The 19,452-nt window shown below is 63.3% G+C and carries 23 protein-coding genes; all 23 read right to left on the bottom strand.

Annotated elements, in window-relative coordinates; all coding sequences use genetic code 11:
- Nucleotides 1–162 precede the first annotated feature (162 nt).
- The 23 genes from BUB29_RS04520 to BUB29_RS04410 all read right to left on the bottom strand — a co-directional run bounded on the left by BUB29_RS04520 (nt 163) and on the right by BUB29_RS04410 (nt 19,446).
- Nucleotides 163–1,140, bottom strand: a complete 978-nt coding sequence (locus BUB29_RS04520) for a DMT family transporter (RefSeq protein WP_234356157.1) — start codon at nt 1,138–1,140, stop codon at nt 163–165.
- Nucleotides 1,141–1,613: 473 nt separating this feature from the next.
- The gene (gene feoB / locus BUB29_RS04510) at nt 1,614–3,830 is read right to left on the bottom strand and encodes a ferrous iron transport protein B (protein ID WP_234356156.1); all 2,217 of its coding nucleotides are present in this window, start codon (nt 3,828–3,830) and stop codon (nt 1,614–1,616) included.
- The gene (locus BUB29_RS04505; protein ID WP_234356155.1) at nt 3,827–4,222 is read right to left on the bottom strand and encodes a FeoA family protein; all 396 of its coding nucleotides are present in this window, start codon (nt 4,220–4,222) and stop codon (nt 3,827–3,829) included. Before BUB29_RS04505 ends, feoB begins: the two co-directional genes overlap by 4 nt.
- Before the next feature lie 435 nt (nt 4,223–4,657).
- Nucleotides 4,658–4,891 (bottom strand): phage holin, encoded by a 234-nt coding sequence (locus BUB29_RS04500; protein ID WP_033523984.1) that lies wholly within the window; start codon nt 4,889–4,891, stop codon nt 4,658–4,660.
- Nucleotides 4,892–4,915: 24 nt separating this feature from the next.
- Nucleotides 4,916–6,346: a GH25 family lysozyme gene (locus BUB29_RS04495; protein ID WP_081888422.1), complete on the bottom strand. Its 1,431-nt coding sequence runs from the start codon at nt 6,344–6,346 to the stop codon at nt 4,916–4,918.
- A 120-nt stretch (nt 6,347–6,466) separates the two neighbouring features.
- Entirely contained in the window at nt 6,467–7,003 is a 537-nt protein-coding gene (locus BUB29_RS04490; protein WP_033523795.1) for a hypothetical protein, read from the bottom strand.
- Entirely contained in the window at nt 7,000–8,202 is a 1,203-nt protein-coding gene (locus BUB29_RS10100) for a hypothetical protein (protein ID WP_234945690.1), read from the bottom strand. The genes BUB29_RS04490 and BUB29_RS10100 overlap by 4 nt, the downstream gene beginning before the upstream one ends.
- On the bottom strand, nt 8,199–8,594 hold the full coding sequence (locus BUB29_RS04480; protein ID WP_033523794.1) for a hypothetical protein: 396 nt from the start codon (nt 8,592–8,594) through the stop codon (nt 8,199–8,201). The genes BUB29_RS10100 and BUB29_RS04480 overlap by 4 nt, the downstream gene beginning before the upstream one ends.
- The gene (locus BUB29_RS09815) at nt 8,581–8,730 is read right to left on the bottom strand and encodes a hypothetical protein (protein WP_156098208.1); all 150 of its coding nucleotides are present in this window, start codon (nt 8,728–8,730) and stop codon (nt 8,581–8,583) included. Before BUB29_RS09815 ends, BUB29_RS04480 begins: the two co-directional genes overlap by 14 nt.
- Nucleotides 8,731–8,830: 100 nt before the next feature.
- A complete protein-coding gene (locus BUB29_RS04475; RefSeq protein WP_033523793.1) occupies nt 8,831–9,640 on the bottom strand; it encodes a hypothetical protein in 810 nt (269 codons plus the stop codon).
- Between the two features lies 1 nt (nt 9,641).
- Nucleotides 9,642–9,875: a hypothetical protein gene (locus tag BUB29_RS04470; protein ID WP_033523792.1), complete on the bottom strand. Its 234-nt coding sequence runs from the start codon at nt 9,873–9,875 to the stop codon at nt 9,642–9,644.
- Nucleotides 9,876–9,886: 11 nt separating this feature from the next.
- Nucleotides 9,887–11,794, bottom strand: a complete 1,908-nt coding sequence (locus tag BUB29_RS04465; protein WP_051915125.1) for a head fiber protein — start codon at nt 11,792–11,794, stop codon at nt 9,887–9,889.
- Nucleotides 11,785–12,612: a hypothetical protein gene (locus BUB29_RS04460; protein WP_033523791.1), complete on the bottom strand. Its 828-nt coding sequence runs from the start codon at nt 12,610–12,612 to the stop codon at nt 11,785–11,787. Before BUB29_RS04460 ends, BUB29_RS04465 begins: the two co-directional genes overlap by 10 nt.
- Nucleotides 12,599–15,361 carry a tape measure protein gene (locus BUB29_RS04455; RefSeq protein WP_033523790.1) on the bottom strand — a complete coding sequence of 921 codons (2,763 nt, stop codon included), beginning with the start codon at nt 15,359–15,361 and terminating at the stop codon, nt 12,599–12,601. Before BUB29_RS04455 ends, BUB29_RS04460 begins: the two co-directional genes overlap by 14 nt.
- A 42-nt stretch (nt 15,362–15,403) precedes the next feature.
- A complete protein-coding gene (locus tag BUB29_RS04450) occupies nt 15,404–15,607 on the bottom strand; it encodes a hypothetical protein (protein WP_033523789.1) in 204 nt (67 codons plus the stop codon).
- Nucleotides 15,608–15,753: 146 nt separating this feature from the next.
- A complete protein-coding gene (locus tag BUB29_RS04445) occupies nt 15,754–16,134 on the bottom strand; it encodes a hypothetical protein (protein ID WP_033523788.1) in 381 nt (126 codons plus the stop codon).
- 83 nt (nt 16,135–16,217) lie between these two features.
- Nucleotides 16,218–16,838: a phage tail tube protein gene (locus BUB29_RS04440; RefSeq protein ID WP_234945689.1), complete on the bottom strand. Its 621-nt coding sequence runs from the start codon at nt 16,836–16,838 to the stop codon at nt 16,218–16,220.
- 50 nt (nt 16,839–16,888) lie between these two features.
- Nucleotides 16,889–17,287 carry a hypothetical protein gene (locus BUB29_RS04435; RefSeq protein ID WP_033523786.1) on the bottom strand — a complete coding sequence of 133 codons (399 nt, stop codon included), beginning with the start codon at nt 17,285–17,287 and terminating at the stop codon, nt 16,889–16,891.
- A complete protein-coding gene (locus BUB29_RS04430; RefSeq protein ID WP_033523785.1) occupies nt 17,284–17,520 on the bottom strand; it encodes a hypothetical protein in 237 nt (78 codons plus the stop codon). The genes BUB29_RS04435 and BUB29_RS04430 overlap by 4 nt, the downstream gene beginning before the upstream one ends.
- A 3-nt stretch (nt 17,521–17,523) precedes the next feature.
- Entirely contained in the window at nt 17,524–17,847 is a 324-nt protein-coding gene (locus tag BUB29_RS04425; RefSeq protein WP_033523784.1) for a head-tail adaptor protein, read from the bottom strand.
- Nucleotides 17,847–18,245: a Gp19/Gp15/Gp42 family protein gene (locus BUB29_RS04420; protein WP_033523783.1), complete on the bottom strand. Its 399-nt coding sequence runs from the start codon at nt 18,243–18,245 to the stop codon at nt 17,847–17,849. The genes BUB29_RS04425 and BUB29_RS04420 overlap by 1 nt, the downstream gene beginning before the upstream one ends.
- Before the next feature lie 2 nt (nt 18,246–18,247).
- Nucleotides 18,248–18,556 carry a hypothetical protein gene (locus BUB29_RS04415; protein ID WP_033523782.1) on the bottom strand — a complete coding sequence of 103 codons (309 nt, stop codon included), beginning with the start codon at nt 18,554–18,556 and terminating at the stop codon, nt 18,248–18,250.
- A gap of 8 nt (nt 18,557–18,564) precedes the next feature.
- Entirely contained in the window at nt 18,565–19,446 is an 882-nt protein-coding gene (locus BUB29_RS04410; RefSeq protein WP_033523781.1) for a phage major capsid protein, read from the bottom strand.
- Nucleotides 19,447–19,452 lie beyond the last annotated feature (6 nt).

Below are 19,452 nucleotides of genomic sequence, written 5' to 3'. Positions count from 1 at the left end.
TATCGGAACCTACCGCAGCAACATCAAGATGACGTCCGTATTTGGCCGCGCTTATCGATTACCAACGTAGCCGAGCCATGGCATCATCGGCTTGCCGACGCGCAGACCGGGCGGCACGGCTGACGTCCGAACCAATGAAGTCATATACCGACTCATCGCACGCTACTTGGCTTTGCGCCGTGCCGGAAACTGCACTTCCGAAAGGAGTATCGCGCCGAAAATCACCGCGAACCCGCAGACGGACGGTACGGTGAGCCGTTCCCCGGTGAAGATCACGGCGACCACCATGGCGAAGATGCATTCGGTGCTCAAAATCACCGAGCCTTCAGTAGCCGGCAGATTCTGCACGGCGATGGTCTGGAAAATCTGCGCGATGATGGTCGAGCCAATCACCAGATAGGCAAGGCACAGCACCACATCCAAACGCAGCCACGAGGCCGAAGGCGAACCATCGAACAGTGCGGCGCCGGCACCGAAGAACACCGCGCACCAGGCGAATTCGGCCAGCATCAGCGCCACCGCATCGAATTTCCTGCCCATCATGCCCACGACCACCAGATTGATCGCATAGAACAACGCTCCGATGATCGTCAGCACATCGCCGGAACTCATGCCGATAAGATCCGACCCGCTTGTGCCGCTCAACGAGACCAGACCGATGCCGAACGCACACACGAACGCCGCGGCAATATGCTGCATGCTGGGGCGTTTACGCGTCAGCGCCCAGATGACGAACGGCACCATCACGCAATACGTGTCGGTGAAGAAGCTGTTACGCCCGGGCGACGTGGTCTCCAGCCCCTTGAGCTGCAGCAGAAATCCCATCCAGTAGGTCAGGGCGAGCACGAGACCAGGCACGATATAGCGCTTAAGTCCGATCTTGCGCAAGTGCGGCAGGAACACCAACGCCATGAGAATAACCGATGCGGCCATACGGAAGAACATCATCCACTGGGTCGTCATAACACCCTGCACATGTTTGAGCATGGTGTACCCCGAACCCCATACGGCGGCATTGACGAGCATCATCAGACGGGCGATGGTTCTGGATACGCTTATGCCCTCATGCGTGGAATCATCCCGGCTTCGCACGTCGCCGTCACCCTGCGTCTGCCGTAATGCCTCGCCCATCTGTTCCATTCCTTTCCTCGATCTGCTCCCGCGACGAATACTGTAGCCGCAGCGCACGCGTAACACGCGTATTCGCTTCGGCATGTTGTCTATCGGCATCGAGCATCGCTCGCACTGCCGTGTCGCGCAAACGACCTTGAAGGACGCCCACGGCTAACTATGCGTCGGCACGCGGCCGAAACGGGCACCCCGCACAAATCAGCGACGAAGGATCGGGCTGGCATGTCGTTTCCCCACACGTCGAGCGGGACGTAAGATCCGCCACCTGCAGCAGGCCGCGTTCCTGCGCGCGTGAAATGGCCATGACGATGAAATCGACCGGCAGGTGACGTCGATTGGCAACCTGCCGTATGGACAATCCGGCTTCCACGTCGCAGGCCACGTCCATGACGATATCCCCCGACGAACCGCCACTCCGCTGCGCCCCAGGCCGCTTGTCGGTATGCCGCCAGCCTCTCGCGCCCAGACCATGCCAGGGCATGTCACCACACCAATCGCAACAGTTGGAAGGCTACAACGGCCAGCACGTATGCCACCACAAGGCTCAGGCATACCGATTGCGCGGCCACTTTCGTGCCGTATTGCCGTCGCAGTTCCGCCACCGTCGCCAGACACGGCGTGTACGCGAGCGTGAACAACAGGAATGCTATGGCCGCGGCTTTGCCATGCCCATGCGAGGATTGTTCGAACGAGGCACGCAGTTTCTGGCCGAATGTCCCCTTGTCCGCATTCTGGCCGGATTCATCCGGTTCGTCCGCATGGTAGGACTGCGACATGGAGCCGATCACCACCTCCTTGGCCACGAATCCAGTGATCAGCGCGGCGGAAGCATGCCAGTCGTCGAATCCGGCAGGCGCGAACACGGGGGCGACGGCATCGGCGAGCACACCATATGCGGAATCGTGCACATCGTCCACCTTGGCGAAACCACCTGCATTCGCTGTTGCGGGAATGCCCTGCAACAGCCACAATGCCACAATCATCGAGATAATGATCACACTGGCGCCACGAATGAACTGCCACAAGCGAACCGCCACGGAACGCACCAGCTGCACGGCACGCGGGCACTGGTATGGAGGCAATGCCAGCATCAGCGGCTCCGGTTTGAGCCCGCGGAACATGGTGTGGCGGAGCAGCACGCCGACCAGCAGAATGATCACCACCGACGCGACGTACATGAGGAATACGACAAGGCCGGCCTGCTGCGGAAAGAACGCGTGGGCAAGTACCAGGAACACCGTCAGGCGTGCCGAGCAGGATGCGAACGGAATGAGCATGCCGGTCATCACACGCTGCCGTGAATCGGGCAGAGTGTGTGTGGCAGCCAATGCCGGCAGATTGCAGCCGAAACCGACGACGATGGGCAGGAACGCACGACCGTCCAATCCCAATGCGCGCATGGCACGATCCATGACGAACGCGGCGCGGGCGAGATAGCCTGAATCCTCCAGCATCGACAGCATCAGGAACATGATGCCCATCACCGGAATGAAGGTGAGCACGGTGATGATGCCGTCCAGCACACCGTCCACCAGCAACGAATACGCCCAGCCGCCGGCCGCGGACGGCCCGAACAAGCCGAACAGCCAATCGATGCCATCGGTGCACCATCCGCGCACCGTCACGTCGAACCAGTCCTGCATCGGACCTGCCAGCGTGGTGGTCGCCTGGAACACCGTGTACATGACCGCCAGAAACACCAGAATGCCAAACACCGGATGCAGCAGCACACGATCCACGCGATCGGACAGCGTAGGCTTGTCCGATGCCTTGAGATCAAGCTCTCGAAGCACACGCGCAGCCCAGTCGAATCGTACATCGGCGCGCGATTCGGTCCATTCGCGCATATCGATGACGTCACCTTCGGCAATCCGCAAGCCCTGCGGCAACGGGGTTCCGTCGAAGCCCCCGGCGATAGCACCCGCCAAATGATTCTGCCCTTCGCCGGTGCGCCCGTCGATGGCAATCACCGGCATGCCGTCGAGCAGCTGCGACAAACGCGCCGGTTCGATGCGGCAACCGCTACGCGTGGCAAGATCGTTCATGGTGAGGGCGACCACGGTGGGCAATCCGATCTCAGCCACCATCGACAGCAGGTATAGCGATCGCGACATGGCGGTGGCGTCCAGCACCATGACCACCAGATCGGGAACCGGCATGCCTGCGGCACCGGTCAGGGCATCGACCGCGACCTGTTCGTCCGGACTCATCGGGGAGAGCGAATAGGTGCCCGGCGTATCCACGAACAGCCAGTCTTCGGAGTCGTTCGCGCCGCCATGCCCTTCGTAGTGGTATTGGCCGCATGTGATGGAAACCGTTGTGCCCGGCGCGTTCATCGTGCGGGTCTTTGCGCCCAGCAGCGCATTGAACAATGAGGATTTGCCTACATTCGGATTGCCGACGAATACGACGCGTCTGAGCGAACCGTCCGCACGGGGATGATGGTTCGCCTGCCGTATGGAGGACAGGTTCACGGTGCAATCCGCCGCTTGCTCATCGAATCGTACCGCTGTGGAGGAATGGCCGTCGAACAGCGCCGCGAGTCCCCTACGATGTGCTCCGCAGCCTCCGTCGCATGTCTTGTTGACCCGCCCGGTATGGCCGGATCGTTCCGTGCAGCAGGATTGCCCTGCCGCGCGCGTGTTCCGCCCTGTCTCGTTGATTGTCTTTTCTGATTGGCAGTGGCACTTCTTGCTCATTGGTTGCAGGCTTTCCTATCCGTTGCTTCATCGTTTTCAAACGGCGCTTCCGCCCGGTTGGCCGGGTCTTGCATAGGGCGCACATGGATGGCGCGGGCGGTGTCCCTGTCCAGAGCGATGCGCTCGGAGCCGAAGGCGATGACGCGCCCTCCGAACATACCTTTCTGCGTGACCCTCAGCATTGCCCCGGGAGCCAATCCGATCTCGCACAGTCGGAAACGATGGCGTTCGTCCAGATCGACGCCGGCGATAATCACGGATACGCCACGCGGGCAATCGAGTAACGTCGGATCCAATGCACCGGCGTCACTCCTATCACCAATACTTTCGGTGCTTTCGGCATCATGCTCATGCAAAACAGTCATGGCCTTATCACTATCAGAAAAAATCATGCAATACACGTCTTTTGTAGTGGTCCCTATGGTAACGGAGCATCATCGGCAGCGTACTGTAAATGTCCTGATGCCTTCCTGATCGGCTGCCTTCGCAAGGGTACTCTAAAGGTACTCAAGCGATGGCAACAGCCGCCCGAGACGTGGCAGAAACCGCCATTCCGAGCGCATTCAAAAACGGCTCGTTTCCAACGGTCGGGAAGCTCAAAACCGTTGAAAACAAGCCGTTTCCAGATGGCGGAAACCGCTACTTGGAGACGTTGAACTTGAACTCTGCTACATTTCCATGTCTCAAGTGTTTTCAACGGTTTTGAGTCTTCCGTGCACTGTCGGGCACTCAAAAGGCACTCCGTTTTTATGGATATCATAACCGTCAAAACAGAAAAGCGCCCCTCTCCCGGCCGTGTCGGTCGGGAGAGGGGCGCATTGCATGTGTCAGGCAGTGAGCCTGGCCTTGATTTCGCTGACTCCGATCAGGGCGCCAAGGAGCACTCCGAGCGCGTCGATCGTGGCGACGATCTGGTCGATGTGCGGCAGGCCCCATGCGGGGCCGACCGCCTGTGCGAAGACCGCGATGGCCGGCAGGGCGATCAGCGCGAGCCATTTGAGCGCGTCGTAGACGCGGTCGGGCAGCAGGTAGCCGGATTGCGGCTCATTGGTTTCATCCATTCCTATCACCTCCCTCTAGGCCGGTCAGCGCAGATGCTGGCCGGGATAGATCGTGTACGGGGCGTGCAGGCCGTTGCGCTGGGCCGCCGCCTGCCAGCCGGTGCCGTAGATGCTCCACAGGCTCTCGCCCGAGCGCACCACATGACCTCCGGTTGCGGAGGCGATGGCGGTCGAGGAGCCGGCTGCCCGTCGGCATACGGTCTCGCCCGCGTAGATGAGGTCCGGATTGCCGCTGCGGTAGCCGGTCCACTGGCTCCAGGTGCCGCCGTTGCGGGCGGCGATGGAACCGAGCGTGTCTCCGGCGCGGACCGTCACGCACACGCCGCCGCAGTTCGCGCCGGTCGAGGCGGTTCCGCCGCCCAGACGCCGGTTGACGATGGCCATGACCGCCGCATAGTTGGATCCGAGCGCCTGGCGGCGTGCGGGATCGTTGCCGAAGTCGCCGCGGATGGTGCGCGTGGCCAGGGCGTCCAGGTCGACCTTCGGCGCGGTCGTGGGCTGTGGCGTCGGCCTGACGTTCGGCAGGCTCGCCGCGCCCTTGTCGTCGGGGTTCGCGTACTTGCGCCAAGCCGCGCGGTCGCCGCGGAACCTGTTCAGGTCGAGGCGCCCGGACCAGCCGCTGAGACTGCCGTTGGACGTGTACTGCCTCATCACCTCGCCGCGCGCGCCGAGGTTCCACGGTGCGGTCTGGTATCCGGTGACGAGGTTCGTGGCGTACTGTGCGATCCAGATGCCGCAGTTCAGCTCCGTCTCCATGCCCGCGACCTGCCAGTACCCGGAGTCCATCGTGTAGATGATCGGGTTAACGCCTGTCAGACGCTTGACCTCGCGCGCCCAGTGGCGCGGCCACTGCTTGTCGCCCCAGGCGGCGTTGTCCTGCGCCTCCCAGTCGAGGATCAGGACGCTTTTGTGCACGTATCCGCGCACGTTGTCGACGAAGAACCGGGCTTCGGTCTCGGGGTTGCCGCCGCGCGCGTAATGGTAGACGCCGGTCTCCTTGCCGCTGTTGATGGCTCCGGCGAGCTGACGGTTAGCGTCGGTGTTGACGCCGTTGGACAGGCATCCGCCGTACACGTCGCCGGACCCCCACGTGGTGCCGACGATGACGAAATCGGCCGGCACGCTCGCGGTGTTGATGCCGCACTGCCAGTTCGAGATGTCGTATCCGTCCATGTCGGCCATCGCCGCCGGGGCGAACGCCATGGAGACTGCGACGGCGAGCGCGGCCAGCGGCGTGCGGATCCTGCGCGGGATGCGCGCGTGTCTGTGTGCCGGCTTGCCTTTGTTGAGGATGTCCAAATTCCTCTCCTTCCCGCCCCGATTCGGGGCAATAGAAAAGGCCATCTCCGAAGAGATGGCCTTGCGGTTTTTTGGAAAATCGGCCACAGCGGTCTTGACCAGTCCGTCGAAGGCCGTCATCTCCGACCAGCGGAGCAGGTTCTTGCCGCTAGGCACGAGCAGTGCGCCGTCGCGTGTCAGGCCGATGCGCCGGCCGGCATGGCAGATTCCGGCGACCGGCAGGCCATTGACGCATACCCCCCCCCCCGAAGCGGATAATCGGTCATTATTGTCTCCTTAGATGATCTGCCGAACGCTGACGTCATCGATCCTGATCCACGTGTTCCCTGTGATGGTGACGGTCACCGCGGTCACGCCATCGGGCACGTCGAAATCGCATGTCCATTCATGCCAGGCGACGTCTTTCGGTACCGTCAGTCGCATGGTGGCGAGCGTGCTCGCATCGTCCGCCGTGACCGTGGCCATGCCGAAGCGTACGTTATCGACGGCGCCTTCGGCTCGCCATAAGGACAGTCTCAGGACGCTGCCCGGTTCCACCTCGACGCGCTGGCTGATGCCGGACAAGTCTTGCGAAACGAACCACCAGCGCCCCGAATGCGGCGCGTTGACGGACGATCTGTGATGGTCGACCACGTTGCCGTCTCTGCCGACCAGGGTCCATCCGGTGAGGTCGCCGGTCTCGAAACCCGGATTGACGATGAGGTTCCCTCCAAGCGCGGGCAGCAGGCGCGTGCCGGAATGCGAAAGGCCGATGCGTTGTCCCGCATGGCATGCGCCGCCCACCTGCCTTCCCATGATGCTGACGCCGCTCATGCCGCCTCCCTTGGCCACCAGTAGAAGTTAAGCGGGTCTGCGGCGCTTTTGGAGGCGGCGTCAGCCGCGTCCGTGCACTGGATCCATTTCGGGATTGCTGCGGCGCTGTCGGCGGCCTGCGTGGCGGACTTGGCCGACGCCGTCTCCGATGCCTTGGCGGCGGTCTCGCTGGCCTTGGCCTTATCGGCCGAGATGGCCGCATCATGCGCTTTGCCGGTGGCCGTGCTGGCGGAGGTATTGGCTGATTCGGCGGCCGTCTTCGCGCTGGCCGCGCTGGCACTGGCCGCGGTCTCGCTGTCTTTTGCCTTCGCCGCCGAATTGGATGCCGCCGTCGCCGACCATGCCGCCGCGCTCTCGGATGCCGATGCCGCCGACTTGGATTGTCCGGCGCTCTCGGCCGACTTCGCAGCCGCAGTCTCGGAAGCCCGCGCCTTGTCGGCGCTCACGCCAGCCGCATCCGCCTTGGCCTGAGCCGTCTGCATGGCCGTCTCCGCAGCCTGCCTCGCCGTTTCCGCTCTATCCTGAGCGGTAGCGGCGGCAGCGGCCTTGACGGTGGCGGTCTCCGCCGCCTGGGATGTCGTGGCCGCATCCTGCTTGACCTGTCCGGCGGTTTCGGTGAGCTGACCGGCAATGGTCTTCGCCTCGCCGATCAGACCATTGGCCGTGGTCTCGGCTTCGTGCGCAAGACTGGCGCTGGATGCCGCCGCCGTCTGCGATGCGAGTGCCTTCGCGGCCGCATCCGCCGCCTTCGCGCTCTCCTGCCCGGCCACGCCCTCGCTGGCCTTCGCCGCCTGCGCGGAGCTTTCCGCACGGGTCACTTTGTCGTCGATCGACTCGATCTGATCCAGAGCGGACTGGGCGGCTCGGGTCACGGTCTCCCACGCGGCCACGGTCTCCGAGGATTGGTCCAACGTCTTGGGATCCACGTCCGCCAGCCCTGAGTACTCCGCCGACTCCTTGTCGGGCACCTCCACGTAGCGGGTGGCGCCGGCAGCCACCAGCTCGCTCACACGCCACACCCATTGCGTGGTGCTCGGCATCACCTCCACGGTGGCCTCGCCTTTGTCGAGCTTGACCGTCTGCGCGACCGGCAGCCTGATCGCGTCACGCACCGTCACACGGCGCGTGGGCACGAGGCTCACGCTGCCGTCCAGACCGCGCCCCTCGGCGTCGGCCAGATGGAAATGGACAAGTGTCACGATTCCTCCTTCAGCGTTTCCGGCGCGATGTCGGCGCGCAATTCGTCCGGCAGGCGCGGCTTCGGATGATTCGCCAGGAAATCCGGCTCGATGATCTCGCAGAAGGTCTGCAGCCAATGAAAAAGCGAGCGAGTGTAGGCCGTCAGAGCGAAATATTTTCGCTGCTGCGATTCGAGGTGCTGGATCTGCTCTTCCAGAGATTCGACCTGCTCACGCAAAGGTTTGATGACGGAATCGGTGAGGATGTCGCAGGCTTGGGCGGCGATCTGCGCCGTGTCCTTGCGACATGATGAGACGGCGCCGATGATCGCGCCAACTCCCCCGCCGCCGACCAAGGCGACGAGCAGCGACGTCCAGAATTCCGTACTCGACAAGAGATCAAGCGGCGGCATCGGCTCCCCCATGGGTCAAGCCTCTTCGACTGCCGTTCCTGAACCGTCCGGTCGGGACCACATGAATCTTCTCGCCGGCCAAGTCCGCTATGCCGTCGGCGCTTGGATGGCCGAAATCGAATTTGATCTGAGTCAAAACATCCTCCTAAAAACAGGGATATGGAACAATGGGGGAACCCACACACCCGCGCGCCCCACGGCAACGCGACGATGTGCGGGGATTATCCGGCTGAATGCTATTTCACCGGCCAGCAGCCGCAGACGCGGAAATAGTATCCGCTGTTCATGCTGCCGCTGATCGTGACCTTGCCGTCAGAGTAGAAGGACAAGGATCCATGCTGCCCGTTCACGCCTTCCAGCAGTATCGCGGCTTCATCGGCCGGCAGGAAACCGGCGTCCATCGTCTCATGCACGGTCTGGCCGTTGGAATTGATGTTGGATGTGAAGGACGTGCTGCCAAAAGCGAACGCCATCATGCCGACCTTGGCGAGACGCACCTTCATGCCGTAGGGGCCACTCCAAATCTTCCGGTCAAGGGTCACGGAATCCAACAGCTTCGACATGGGAGGCAGCTGTTTGATGAGCATGACCGGCGTGCCGGGCGTGATCCCGCTGATCGGGATGCGGGCGATCGGGATCCACGCCGTGCCGGAGGCCGAGTGGATGCTGCCCGACGGGATGGTCGGGTCGGCGGCCGTTCCGGTGTTTGGCGTGCCTTTGAGCACGGCGATGGCAGCGGTCTCGATGTTCTGATTGTTCCGTGTGTATTTGAGGCAGACAAGGTCGTTGCGGTTCTGGCCGCTCACGCCGCTTTCGATGGTCGCGGTCTCGGCCTCGGTGACGCGCGCGTATCGTCCTTCGACCACGAGGTTGAGGACGGGGATCAGCGCGTGATTCGCATCCTGCATGGTCACCGTAGGGAAAGTGCCGTCGCTGCCCTGCAGCAGGTAGCTGCCGTTGCCGATGATGCCGGACTGCATGGCGCCCATGTCGCCGCTGGTGATGTGCGGTGTGCCGCCCTTGCCTGTGATGAGCGTGGTGGTCATGTCAGTCCTTTCCCTCGGTAAGCCATGCCGCCCAGACCGCATCCTGCGTGGCGGCAAATTTCTTGAATTCCTGCTGGCATGAGGTGCATGCCAGCGCCTCCTGTGTCACTCCGTCCGCGGTGGTGTGTGTGATCTGGTGCCAGTCGCTCGACGTGCGCGGATCTCCGTCGGTGAGGTATGCGCTGCCGTGGCAGCGGTCGCAGGTGTATTTGGTGATATTGGTGGTTTTTGCCATTGGTGGTCCTTTCAGGCGAGTCGTTGCCAGACGTGTCCTCCGATGATGGTGGGGATTTCCTTCCATGTGCCGCCCTGGTCGTTGGGGTCTCCGGCGACGCACCAGTAGAGCGAGCCGATTGGGTGTGCGGCGAGGAAGGATGCCGCTGTCGCGCTGGATTGTGCGGTGATGGTGCCGTCCTCGCCGATGGTGATGGTCTTGCCGTCGGGTTTGACGCCGCCGATGGCATCCGTTGCGGCCACGGGCAGAGTGTAGGCGTTCGCTCCGTCCTGGATGCCGTCGAGCTTCTGCTTGTCGGCGATGCTCATGAGGCCGTGGATCGTCGTGGTCGCGTCCCGGTCCTCGGCCAGCGCCTTCCATTCGTCCCAGCGGTTGAAGTTCCAGGTGCGGCGCCAGATCTTCCCGGTCTGCGGGTCGGTGAGGATCTGCGTGGTCCAGCCGATTGCGGTGCGTTGCACGATCAGGCCGAAGTGTCCGACGCCGCTGGGCTTGTGCGCGCAGGTGTTGCCGCCGCCCGCCCAGTAGGCGCCCCAGCCGGTTTTGAGCGTGTTGAGGTCGGTGCTGGAGAGGCTGGTGGGCGCGGGCAGCGTGTTCGGCGCGGAAAGGGTCACCGTGCTTCCGGCGCGGGTGGCGGTGACGCCTGTGCCGGCGGCGATGGTCTTCACCCGTTCCTGTGCCGTGTCGTTCGCTTGGGCTGCGAGCGTGTTCGCCGCATCCGCGGTGGTTTGCGCCTTGTCGGCCTTGCCGTCCGCCTGGGTGGCGAGGTCTCGTGCGCCGGCGATTTCGGCGGCGGCGTCGCTTGCGGCCTTGTTGGCTTCGGTGGCGGTTTTGCGGACCGTTTCGAGGTCGCTTGTGGTCACGTCGGCGCTGAACGTCCAGTTGGAGAGGGTGAGGCCGCTGCCGGCGTAGTAGGCGTGGCCGTCTCCGGAGCTTGATCCACCGCCGCCGGTCTCGCCGGTCGATTCCGTGGATGCGGTGGTCGCCTCGTAGGTGATGGTCGGCAGGCCGTCCGAGATCTTGACGATCTTCTTGGTGATTTCGGCGGTGACTTGCAGGCCGGTGGTGTTGTCGCGGCCGGTCACGGTGTCGCCCACGTCGAGGTCGATGCCGTCGGATTCCACATCCACGTCGATGCTGCCTGTATCTCGCAGCTCCTGGAGCTTTGTCTTGCCTTTGGTCTCGAGTTCGGTGGCTTCGGCGTTGCTGAGCTCGTAGATGCTTGTGCGCTCGTCCGCGCCTTTGATGGTCTGCGTGTGGCTGAGCGCGCCTTTCTGGTCGGCGTACCAGTGGACGACGATCCTGTCCTTGAGTTCGCCCTTGCCGAGGCAGATCAGGTGGTTGATCGGATGCGAGGCGAGGGTCGCGTCGAAGTCGATGAGGTCGGAGTCGATGAGGTCGCCGGCGGCCGTGATCGGCGGCGCGTCGACTGTCACGCCGTTCTGCGCTGCGGTGATGCGCAGCCGCAGTCCTGATGCGCGCAGCATCTTGGACAGGCCGCTCCACGCGTCGCAGTACCGGTCGAACTGCCAGCGTGCGGTTTTGGACGTGCCTTCCGTGACGGTGATGATGTCCTGCAGTCCGATACGGGAGATGATGGTGCGCAGGAGCGTGCCGATCGTGCCGCTCATGGTCAGGTAGTCCTTGCCCTTGTCCGGTTCGAGGATCTTCGAGGCGAGCAGGCCGTGCCAGTCGCGCCCGTGGTAGGTCAGCTCGCCTTCGCCTCCGGTGACGCTGGTCTTCACGTCGTCGACGATGCCGCCCCAACCTGTCCCGTCGACCCACCACCGGCATCCGGGCTGCAGACGTGCCGGGCATCGGAGGTCGAAGTCGTTCTCCCCCGACCCGTATGCCAGGTCAAGCGTCCACGAGGCGTATGAGCCGGTCGGGATGCCGGCCGCGTCGGTGACGATCAGGTCCATGGAGGTTCGCTCCTCTCCTCGATTGCCGTCAGGTCGAATTCGAATCCGCCGGCCCAGCTGATGCTGCTTGTGCCGGGCGGCAGCGGTTCGAAGACGTAGGTTCCGGCTCCTCGCCCGGCGCCTCGCACGGCTTTGCCGAAGAGGTTGGTGCGTAGGCCGGTGTCCGAGATCATCGTGACGGTTCTGCTATCGGAGGCCGCGTCAATCTCGAGGCGGCTTCCGGCCGGTATGGTCGCGTCGACCTCGTACCGGTTCGTGCCGATGATGATGTACGGGTTGACGCACGGGCCGAAGATCGTGAGCTTCACCGGCTGCGGCATGCCGGTCGCGTTGGTCACGGTGCCGAGGATGCTCATTCCGGCGTAGTCGTGCGGGTAGTCGTGCGGGTAGTCGAGGTCGCCGCCGGCCTTGTCGGTTCGCGGGTCGTGGTGTTCGGTGGTCCCGCGCCGCCACACGCCGTCTGCAAGCACGATGGTCAGCTGCGTCTCGACCATCGTGGGCGTGATGGTCTGCGGCTCGCTTTTCGGGATCCACGCCCTGGTCTCCCATTCGCCGTCGGCCACGAGGGTGCCTGGCGTGCCGGCGGACATGTCGGCGTCGGCGAGACGGCGCAGCAGGTCGAGCGTGGCCGGCGAATCATGGATCCTCACCGTGACGTTCGTTTCGCGTGTCTTGCGGGTGACGCCGGTCAGGCCGCGTGCGCCGATGCTGTAGTCCCAGACGCGGCCGCGCAGTCCGGCGAGCGTTTCGCCGTACAGAGGCCCTTCGAAGCCGATTCGCTCACCTGTGGCGGCGGAGGCGTATTCAAGCGATTGCACTTCTCACCTTCCTTGCGAAGTCGCGGTCCCCTATCGTCGGCGTGTACCTGGCGATGATCGATCCGAGGTCGTCGTGCAGCGATTCGACGGCCGCGATGAGTTCCCGCAGATCGCCGTCGCCGGCATTGGCGCCGGTGCCGGCCGTGACGTTCAGCCTGCCGGTCTTCGACCAGTCCGCGTCGGAGAGGCTCATCGTGGAGACGAGCGAATCCATGGAACGGCTGACCACATGCGCGGAATCGTCGATGCCCAATGCCATGCCACGTCCGATCATCACGCCGACCTCGTCACGGAACACACGCGACGGGGAATGGATGCCCAAAGCGTTCTTGGCCTTGTCCACCAAGCCCGACAACGCGTTGGTGATGCTGGAATACAACGAGCTGACCATTCCCGTGATGCCTTTGATCAATCCCTGGATGATGTTGCGTCCCGCGCTGACGAGCCAGCTTCCCGCGCCGGACACCGCGCTCCGGACGGTTCCGCCGATCCCGCTCACGACGCTCCCGACACGGCCAACCATGTTGCTTACGGTGCCGACGATGCCGCCCCAGACGCTCGACACAATGCTTCTGACGCCATTCCACAACGCGGCCCACACGCTTCGGATGGTCGAGCATGCGGCGGATACCACTCCGCTGACCATGCCGATGCCAGCGGAGACGACACCTTGGATGCCGCCCCACACTGCCGACACGATGCCCTGGATGGCCGACCACGCGGCGCTCCAGTTCCCGTTGACGACCGCGAGCGCCAGTTGGATGATGCCTTGGATGACGGCGAGTGCGGTGCTGATGATTGTGGTGACGATGGTCCATGCGCCTTGTACGACGGTGGATATGGTGTTCCATAGTCCGTTCCAGACCGTGCTGATGATTGTGACGGCGGTTTGGAAGATGGTTTGGATGATCTGCATTCCGGCTTGCAGGAGTGGCGTGATGATGGTGATGAATGTTTGGATGCCAGTGATGATCGCGGTGAGTGCGATCATGATGATGGGGCCGATCGTGTTCCAGACGTTTTGGAGGACGGTGGTGATGAGTGTCCATCCGGTTTGCCAGATTTGCTGGATTTGGCTCATGGTCTGGGTGATGAATGTTCCGATGGCTTGCAGTGCGGGTTGGCATGCTGTGCTGATCTGGTTCCAGATTCCCGTGAACCATGTGGTGAAGCTGTTCCAGAGTCGTTTGCCCGTTTCGGTTTGGGTGAAGAACCAGGTCAGTGCGGCCACGACCGCGGTGATGCCTGCGATGACGAGGACGAATGGATTCGCGGCGAGGAGTCCTGTGAACAGTCCCCATGTGGTTCGCGCCGCGGTGGCGACTGTTTTGAACGTTCCGACGGCTGTCTGCACGATGCCGAAGTTGCCTGCGGTGGCTTTCAATGCCGGGCCGATGCCGCCGAGGTCGGTGGCAAGGTTGACGAATCCTGAGATGCCTTTTGCCGCTGTGGTGATTCCAGTGGCGCTTCTGCTGATGCCGTCCAATGCGGCTGGCAATGCTTTGAAGCCGGCTGATACCGCGCCGATGCCTTTGCTGGCGAGGACGAACGCGGTGATTCCCTTGGCCAGCGGGATGATGCTGTCCGCGTGGGCCGACACGTAGTCAAGAAGACCTGACACGGCATGCAGGAGTGTTTTGAATCCGTCAGCGATTGCGGGCAATTGTCCTTTCGCCTGATTGTAGAGTTCGGAGAGCGGTTCGGAGATGACGTTCCAGACGGCTCCGGCAGCTCCCGACAGGGATGAGCCGAGTTCCTTCAGATCGTCCTTGAGGGAAGCGAGATAGGAGGCGAACTGCTGGACTGTCTGGCTTTTGCCGAGCTTGTCGAAGAAGGCGGTGACCGTGGGGATGGCCTGTTCCAATCCCTTCTGCAATCCCGCGCCGACCTGCTCCAGCGTCGGTTTCACGGCGGCGGTGAACGAGTCGATGAGCGGTATGGCCTGGTTGAACAGGCCTCGCAGGCCGTTGAGGACGGGCGTGGCCGCGGTTTCGCCGAGTCGGCTCAACGCGGCCTTCACGTTGGCCAGGGCTCCGGTGAACGTGGTGCCGGCGCTCTGGGCGGCGCCGCCGAGGCCCTCCTTCATAGCGTCGGCGAAGGTCTGGAAGTCGATCTTGCCGTCCGAGACCATGTCGGACACTTCGGCGCTGGTCTTGTTCAGGTGCTTGCCGAGCATCTGGAGGACCGGAATGCCGCTCGACATGAGCTGGAGCATGTCGTCGCCCTGGAGTTTTCCTCTGGCGGCGACCGATCCGAAGATCGTGCCGATGTCGGTCAGGCTGCGGCCGCTGATCTGCGCGGTGTCGGCGACGGTCTTGAGCACCTGGGTGAGCTCCCCGCCCTCCTTGACGCCGGAGGCCGACAGGCTGGCCGCGACGGTGGCGGCGTCGCCCAGGCCGAATGCGGTGCCCTTGACGGATGCGAGGGCGTCGTTCATGATCTCGGTGACGCTTGCGCTGTCGTGGCCGAGGCCTTTGAGCTTGGCCTTGGCGTTCTCGATGTTGAGCGCGCGGGTGAAGCCGCCTTTGGCCGCGAGGGCGGTGATGCCTCCTGCGATGGTGGCGATCGCGCCGGTGCCGACCTTGCCGATCTTGCCGAACGCGCCGCCGATCTTCGAGATGAGGGTGTTGGAGCCTTTCCTAGAGGCTTTGCTGACGGCGTCGCCGATGTCGCCTTCGATGCTTTTGCCGAATCCCTTGCCGGATGGTTCGACGTGGACGTATACGACGCCGATGTCCTGTGCTGCCATCGTGTTCCTTGCTGTGTGTCGGGATTCCGATGGCGGTCGGGATCAGAGGTCGTCGTTGATGTGGAAGTAGGCTTTGAGCCGTTCCCTGTCCTCGCGCTGCCGACGGGTGAGGCTGTGCGTCGGTGTCGGCTGGCGGAGCGGATCGTGCTCATGGTCGAACCATGGACGCTTCTTCCGTTCCGGTGCGGTAAGCCACATGGCCTGTTCGGCGGCGCTTGGCACGTAGACGGCGTTCTGCAACGCCATCCACGAGTGGCTCGTATGGTCTTTGAGGATCTCGCGGGTCAATGCCCATGCGAGTCCCCAGTCGGTTCGCGGGCGGGCTCCGGCGAGCCATTCCTGGAAGCGTACGGGCCTGTAGACCTGCCCGTACGCTCGGATCCAGTCGTAGGCTAACGCCGCGCGATTGTTGTTCCAGAGGTGGGCGAGGTAAACGCTTTTGGGTCCAGTCCGGATTCGTCGGCCCACGCCTTCACCGTGGCGGTGAGGTAGGCGATCGGACGTTCCGTCTTGCGTAGCACGTTCCAGAAGTTCGGCTTCATCGCCTGGAAGTACGCGAGGAACGCGGCCATGCACGCGCTGGTCTCCTCGTCGGAGAGCGTCGGCCTGCTCTTGACCAGGAGGATGGCCTGCACGAGTTCGATGGGCAGTTCCGCGTTGTTGAGGTTCGGCAGGTCGAGTTTCACTCCGGCGACCTCGAGGTGCACGTCGGGCTTGAGCTCCTCCGCGTCGGTCAGGTCCACGTCCACGACATGGTAGGTGTTGTCGCTCATGTTGGCTCCGTTCTGATGTTGGCGGTTGGTAAAAGGATCCCGTGCCGTCGACCGCCATCGGCGGCACGGGAAGAATCGATGGGCTACTTGGCGTCTTCGGTGACGAGGCCCCACGCGTGGAACTGCTCGCCCTTGTCTCCCTTGAGCATCTTGAACGTCATGCTGAAGTTCATGATCTCGCTGGACTTCAGGCTCACGTCGTCGCGGTCGCTCACCTTCGCGTTGGTGCCGTACAGGAGGAAGGGGCGGTCCTGCTGGTCGAGCGCGACCAGGACGAGAATCCATTCCTTCTTCAGGCCGGCTCCCTTGATGCTGATGCCGCCGTCGGATTCCACGTCCACGTCGAAGTAGGCGGACACCACGTCCTTGCGTCCCTCCATCGCGGCGAGCTGGAGCGTCCAGTAGCCCGGATCCGTGTCGGACAGGACGATGTCGCCGTTGTGCGCCTTGTAGTCGGTGCTGTCGCCCGGCTCCGGATGCAGTACGGCCCCGTCCTCGGTGCTGTATCCGATCGGCTTCTTGTTTTCCGGCGGCGTCCAGTTCACGCCGGTCGGGGCCGTGAACGTGCTGTCGCCCTTGGGGAACAGGAACAGCGCGTAGTTCTTGATCAGGCGCACGTTGCCGGAGTCGTTGCCGCTGGACACGTACCCGTAGTCGGCCGCCCCCTGCATGGCGACGGTGGTTTCTTCGTTGTTGTCGGACATTCATCCATACCTTTCGTTCTTGCCCGTGTGGCGGCACGTCTTGTTGTGTTTCAGTTGACGGAGACCTCGAGCAGGAGCACGCCGTACGCGCTCACCAGCCTCTTGTCCTCGTCGGTCATGCGTACCGGCCCGGATTCCAGGGAGGCGTCGATGAGCGGCGCGACGGTTCCGAGCCTGATGATCTCCCCCGCGATGTCGGCCCACAGGCGGGCGGCCTTGTCCCAGTCGCCCGTGTGGTCCTCTCTCATGCAGCGCACGCCCAGCCGCAGCCGCACGTATTGGGAGATGGGAGTGCTCATGCCCTGCATGGAGTCGGCCAATGTGGCTTCGGTGAAGGGCGGTTCGAGGTCGTTGCGTTCGATGGTGTCGAACGTCACGCCGGGGAACAACTCCAGCAGCCTGGGCAGGAGCAGCGGCTCCGTGCGCCGCGGGGTGACGGGGATGCTCATACGCGCATCCTCCCGAGCGTGTCCTCCAACGTGCCGTGCGCCCGCTCCACGGGTGCGGGACAGAGGATGGCCACGCCATTGCGGTTCGCGCCATCATGGTCGCGCACCATGCACCGACTGTCGGTGACGGCCTCGTGGGCCGCGTCGCGCATACGGTCCCGCAGGGTCTCGTTCTTCAATACCTGCTGGCTGAACGCCTTGCGGTTGAACACGAATCTGCATCGTTTGGCCATGGCCTATCCCTTCCGTTCGCCCACGGTGACCACGTCGCCGACGTACCGTCCGCGGAGGTTGTCCCACACCTGCGGCATGCCTTTGACCGGCAGCAGCCGGCCTCTGACCTTGATCAGGTCGGTGGCCCGGATGCCGGTCGGTCGGCTGCCGCGGATGTGGATCGTGTATTCGATGTTCCGTGGATTGGCGTTTTCCTCGGTCTGGTCGATGACGGAGACCGGCGCGACCATCGCCTGGAATGTGCCGATTCGGACTGGCTTGCCTTGGATGGGGTTGCCGTCCGTGTCGGCCGTGGGCTGGCCGCGCCACACTTCGATGGTTTCCACTAGGACACCTCCCCCGTGGCCATGTCGACGCTGAACGCGCGTTGGGCATTGATGCCGAGGATGCGTTTCTCGTCGTCGCGCAGCCACAGGTCACCGGTCGGCGCCCCAAAGCTGTACTGCTCGCTGAAGCTGCCGGTGGTCTGGTTCATCTGCGTGACGCCGCCGGGGATGTCGAGCGGGTCGGACTGCATGATCCTGCGGACGATGTCGCAGGTGACCTTCGTCAGCAGGCGTGGCCGTTCTTTTTGGAGACGTCGCCAGTTCGGGGAGCGTTCCTTGATGTAGTCGGTCACGTCCATGAGATGCGTGTCGGCCTTCTCGCGTTCCCCGTCGGTGAGCTTGTGCCACCTCCGTTCGAGGTCGTCGGAGGTGGCGAACATGTCGGGCTCGTCCGTCATGGTCACTCCTTATCCGGCAGTTTGATGAGTCCGCCTTCCGCGAGTCCCGTCACGAGGGTGTTGAACTGCGCGGCCAACGCATTGAAGGCCGTGACGAGCTTGTTGTACTCGTCCTTGGTCGGGTTTGCCGTCGTTGTCGTGGCCACGTTGCTGTTGGCGTTGCCGATCATCTCGTTGAAGGCGTGCTGTCCGGTTCCCGGGAAGGCGGTGCCGTCCTGGTTGACGAGCCGCACCTGTGCGTCCAATGGGCCGACGGTGTGCTTTTCATCGCCTGCGGGGTTGATCACGAGTGTCTGGATGGGGAAGCTCATCGTTCACCTCACTTGGTCTTGAGCACGGCGAACGCGTGCGGGTCGATGACGGCGAACGCGTACATCGCCTCGGTGCGGTATGCGATCTGGTTGTGGGCCTTCAGGTCCACGCCGGTCTGGTCCGGGTCGCCGTAGGCGATGATCTCGCTGGTCAGGTCGCGCACCATTCCCCATTTGATCAGCGAGAAGTCGCCCATGAACGCGAGCACCTTCGTCGGGGTCGTGGCCAGTCGCCCGTTGACGGTGCCGGAGGTCGCGGCTGTGATGCCGTCCAGGCTGCCGGCCTGCAGGTTCAGCGGGATCTCCGGGTAGAAGCGCATGCCGGTGGAGGGCACGCGCAGCTTGCGCAGACGGGACGCCCACGTCTTGGACAATGCCACGCCGTTGATGTCGTAGGAGTCGTTCAGCGCGTCGGCCAAGGCATCCACGTTGCTGATGTCGTCATCGCCGGCGGTCACCTGCATGGCGGACGTGCTCAACGACTCGAATCCGGAAAGCACGGCGCCGGTCTTTGGGTTAATCGCATGGTAGATCACGTAGTCGAGCGCACGACCCAAAGCGGCTGCCTGATCCGCCTGGATGCTGCGGATGATCTGCAGCTGGTTGTCCTCGTCCGCCCACTGGAGTTCGCTGGTGACGCGAGTGGTGGTCTGCACTTTGAAGCGCTTCGCCACGACGGAATCCACGGTCTGCTCGTAGCTGCTCTTGACGGCGCCCTCGGCCACCACCTCGGCTTCGCTCTTGCCGTTGAACACGAGGTAGTCGGCGTCGGAGAAGATCTGCGGCGTGCTGGGGCTCAGCGACGCGATGGTGCTGGTGTCCTTGGCCTTGTTCACGATTTCGGTGGCCACGCTCACGGGGAGCTTGATCTGGTCTGTTTTCATCGCCATGATGGC

It is taken from the genome of Bifidobacterium merycicum DSM 6492, from assembly GCF_900129045.1.
Classification (GTDB): Bacteria; Actinomycetota; Actinomycetes; order Actinomycetales; family Bifidobacteriaceae; genus Bifidobacterium; species Bifidobacterium merycicum.
Note: the sequence above shows the minus strand (reverse complement) of the source record. Positions and strands in the feature narration are given on the sequence as shown.

Excerpts from the sequence above, each read along its gene's own strand:
- feoB (WP_234356156.1), bottom strand. The coding sequence starts at position 3,830 with ATGAGCAAGAAGTGCCACTGCCAATCAGAAAAGACAATCAACGAGACA.
- BUB29_RS04475 (WP_033523793.1), bottom strand. The coding sequence starts at position 9,640 with ATGACCACCACGCTCATCACAGGCAAGGGCGGCACACCGCACATCACC.
- BUB29_RS04480 (WP_033523794.1), bottom strand. The coding sequence starts at position 8,594 with ATGCCGCCGCTTGATCTCTTGTCGAGTACGGAATTCTGGACGTCGCTG.
- BUB29_RS04505 (WP_234356155.1), bottom strand. The coding sequence starts at position 4,222 with ATGATTTTTTCTGATAGTGATAAGGCCATGACTGTTTTGCATGAGCAT.
- BUB29_RS04445 (WP_033523788.1), bottom strand. The coding sequence starts at position 16,134 with ATGAGCGACAACACCTACCATGTCGTGGACGTGGACCTGACCGACGCG.
- BUB29_RS04435 (WP_033523786.1), bottom strand. The coding sequence starts at position 17,287 with ATGAGCATCCCCGTCACCCCGCGGCGCACGGAGCCGCTGCTCCTGCCC.
- BUB29_RS04500 (WP_033523984.1), bottom strand. The coding sequence starts at position 4,891 with ATGGATGAAACCAATGAGCCGCAATCCGGCTACCTGCTGCCCGACCGC.
- BUB29_RS04410 (WP_033523781.1), bottom strand. The coding sequence starts at position 19,446 with ATGGCGATGAAAACAGACCAGATCAAGCTCCCCGTGAGCGTGGCCACC.
- BUB29_RS04440 (WP_234945689.1), bottom strand. The coding sequence starts at position 16,838 with ATGTCCGACAACAACGAAGAAACCACCGTCGCCATGCAGGGGGCGGCC.
- BUB29_RS04450 (WP_033523789.1), bottom strand. The coding sequence starts at position 15,607 with ATGGCGTTGCAGAACGCCGTCTACGTGCCAAGCGCCGCCGAACAGGCC.
- BUB29_RS04430 (WP_033523785.1), bottom strand. The coding sequence starts at position 17,520 with ATGGCCAAACGATGCAGATTCGTGTTCAACCGCAAGGCGTTCAGCCAG.
- BUB29_RS04520 (WP_234356157.1), bottom strand. The coding sequence starts at position 1,140 with ATGGAACAGATGGGCGAGGCATTACGGCAGACGCAGGGTGACGGCGAC.
- BUB29_RS04420 (WP_033523783.1), bottom strand. The coding sequence starts at position 18,245 with ATGACGGACGAGCCCGACATGTTCGCCACCTCCGACGACCTCGAACGG.
- BUB29_RS04455 (WP_033523790.1), bottom strand. The coding sequence starts at position 15,361 with ATGGCAGCACAGGACATCGGCGTCGTATACGTCCACGTCGAACCATCC.
- BUB29_RS04415 (WP_033523782.1), bottom strand. The coding sequence starts at position 18,556 with ATGAGCTTCCCCATCCAGACACTCGTGATCAACCCCGCAGGCGATGAA.
- BUB29_RS04470 (WP_033523792.1), bottom strand. The coding sequence starts at position 9,875 with ATGGCAAAAACCACCAATATCACCAAATACACCTGCGACCGCTGCCAC.
- BUB29_RS04490 (WP_033523795.1), bottom strand. The coding sequence starts at position 7,003 with ATGAGCGGCGTCAGCATCATGGGAAGGCAGGTGGGCGGCGCATGCCAT.
- BUB29_RS04465 (WP_051915125.1), bottom strand. The coding sequence starts at position 11,794 with ATGGACCTGATCGTCACCGACGCGGCCGGCATCCCGACCGGCTCATAC.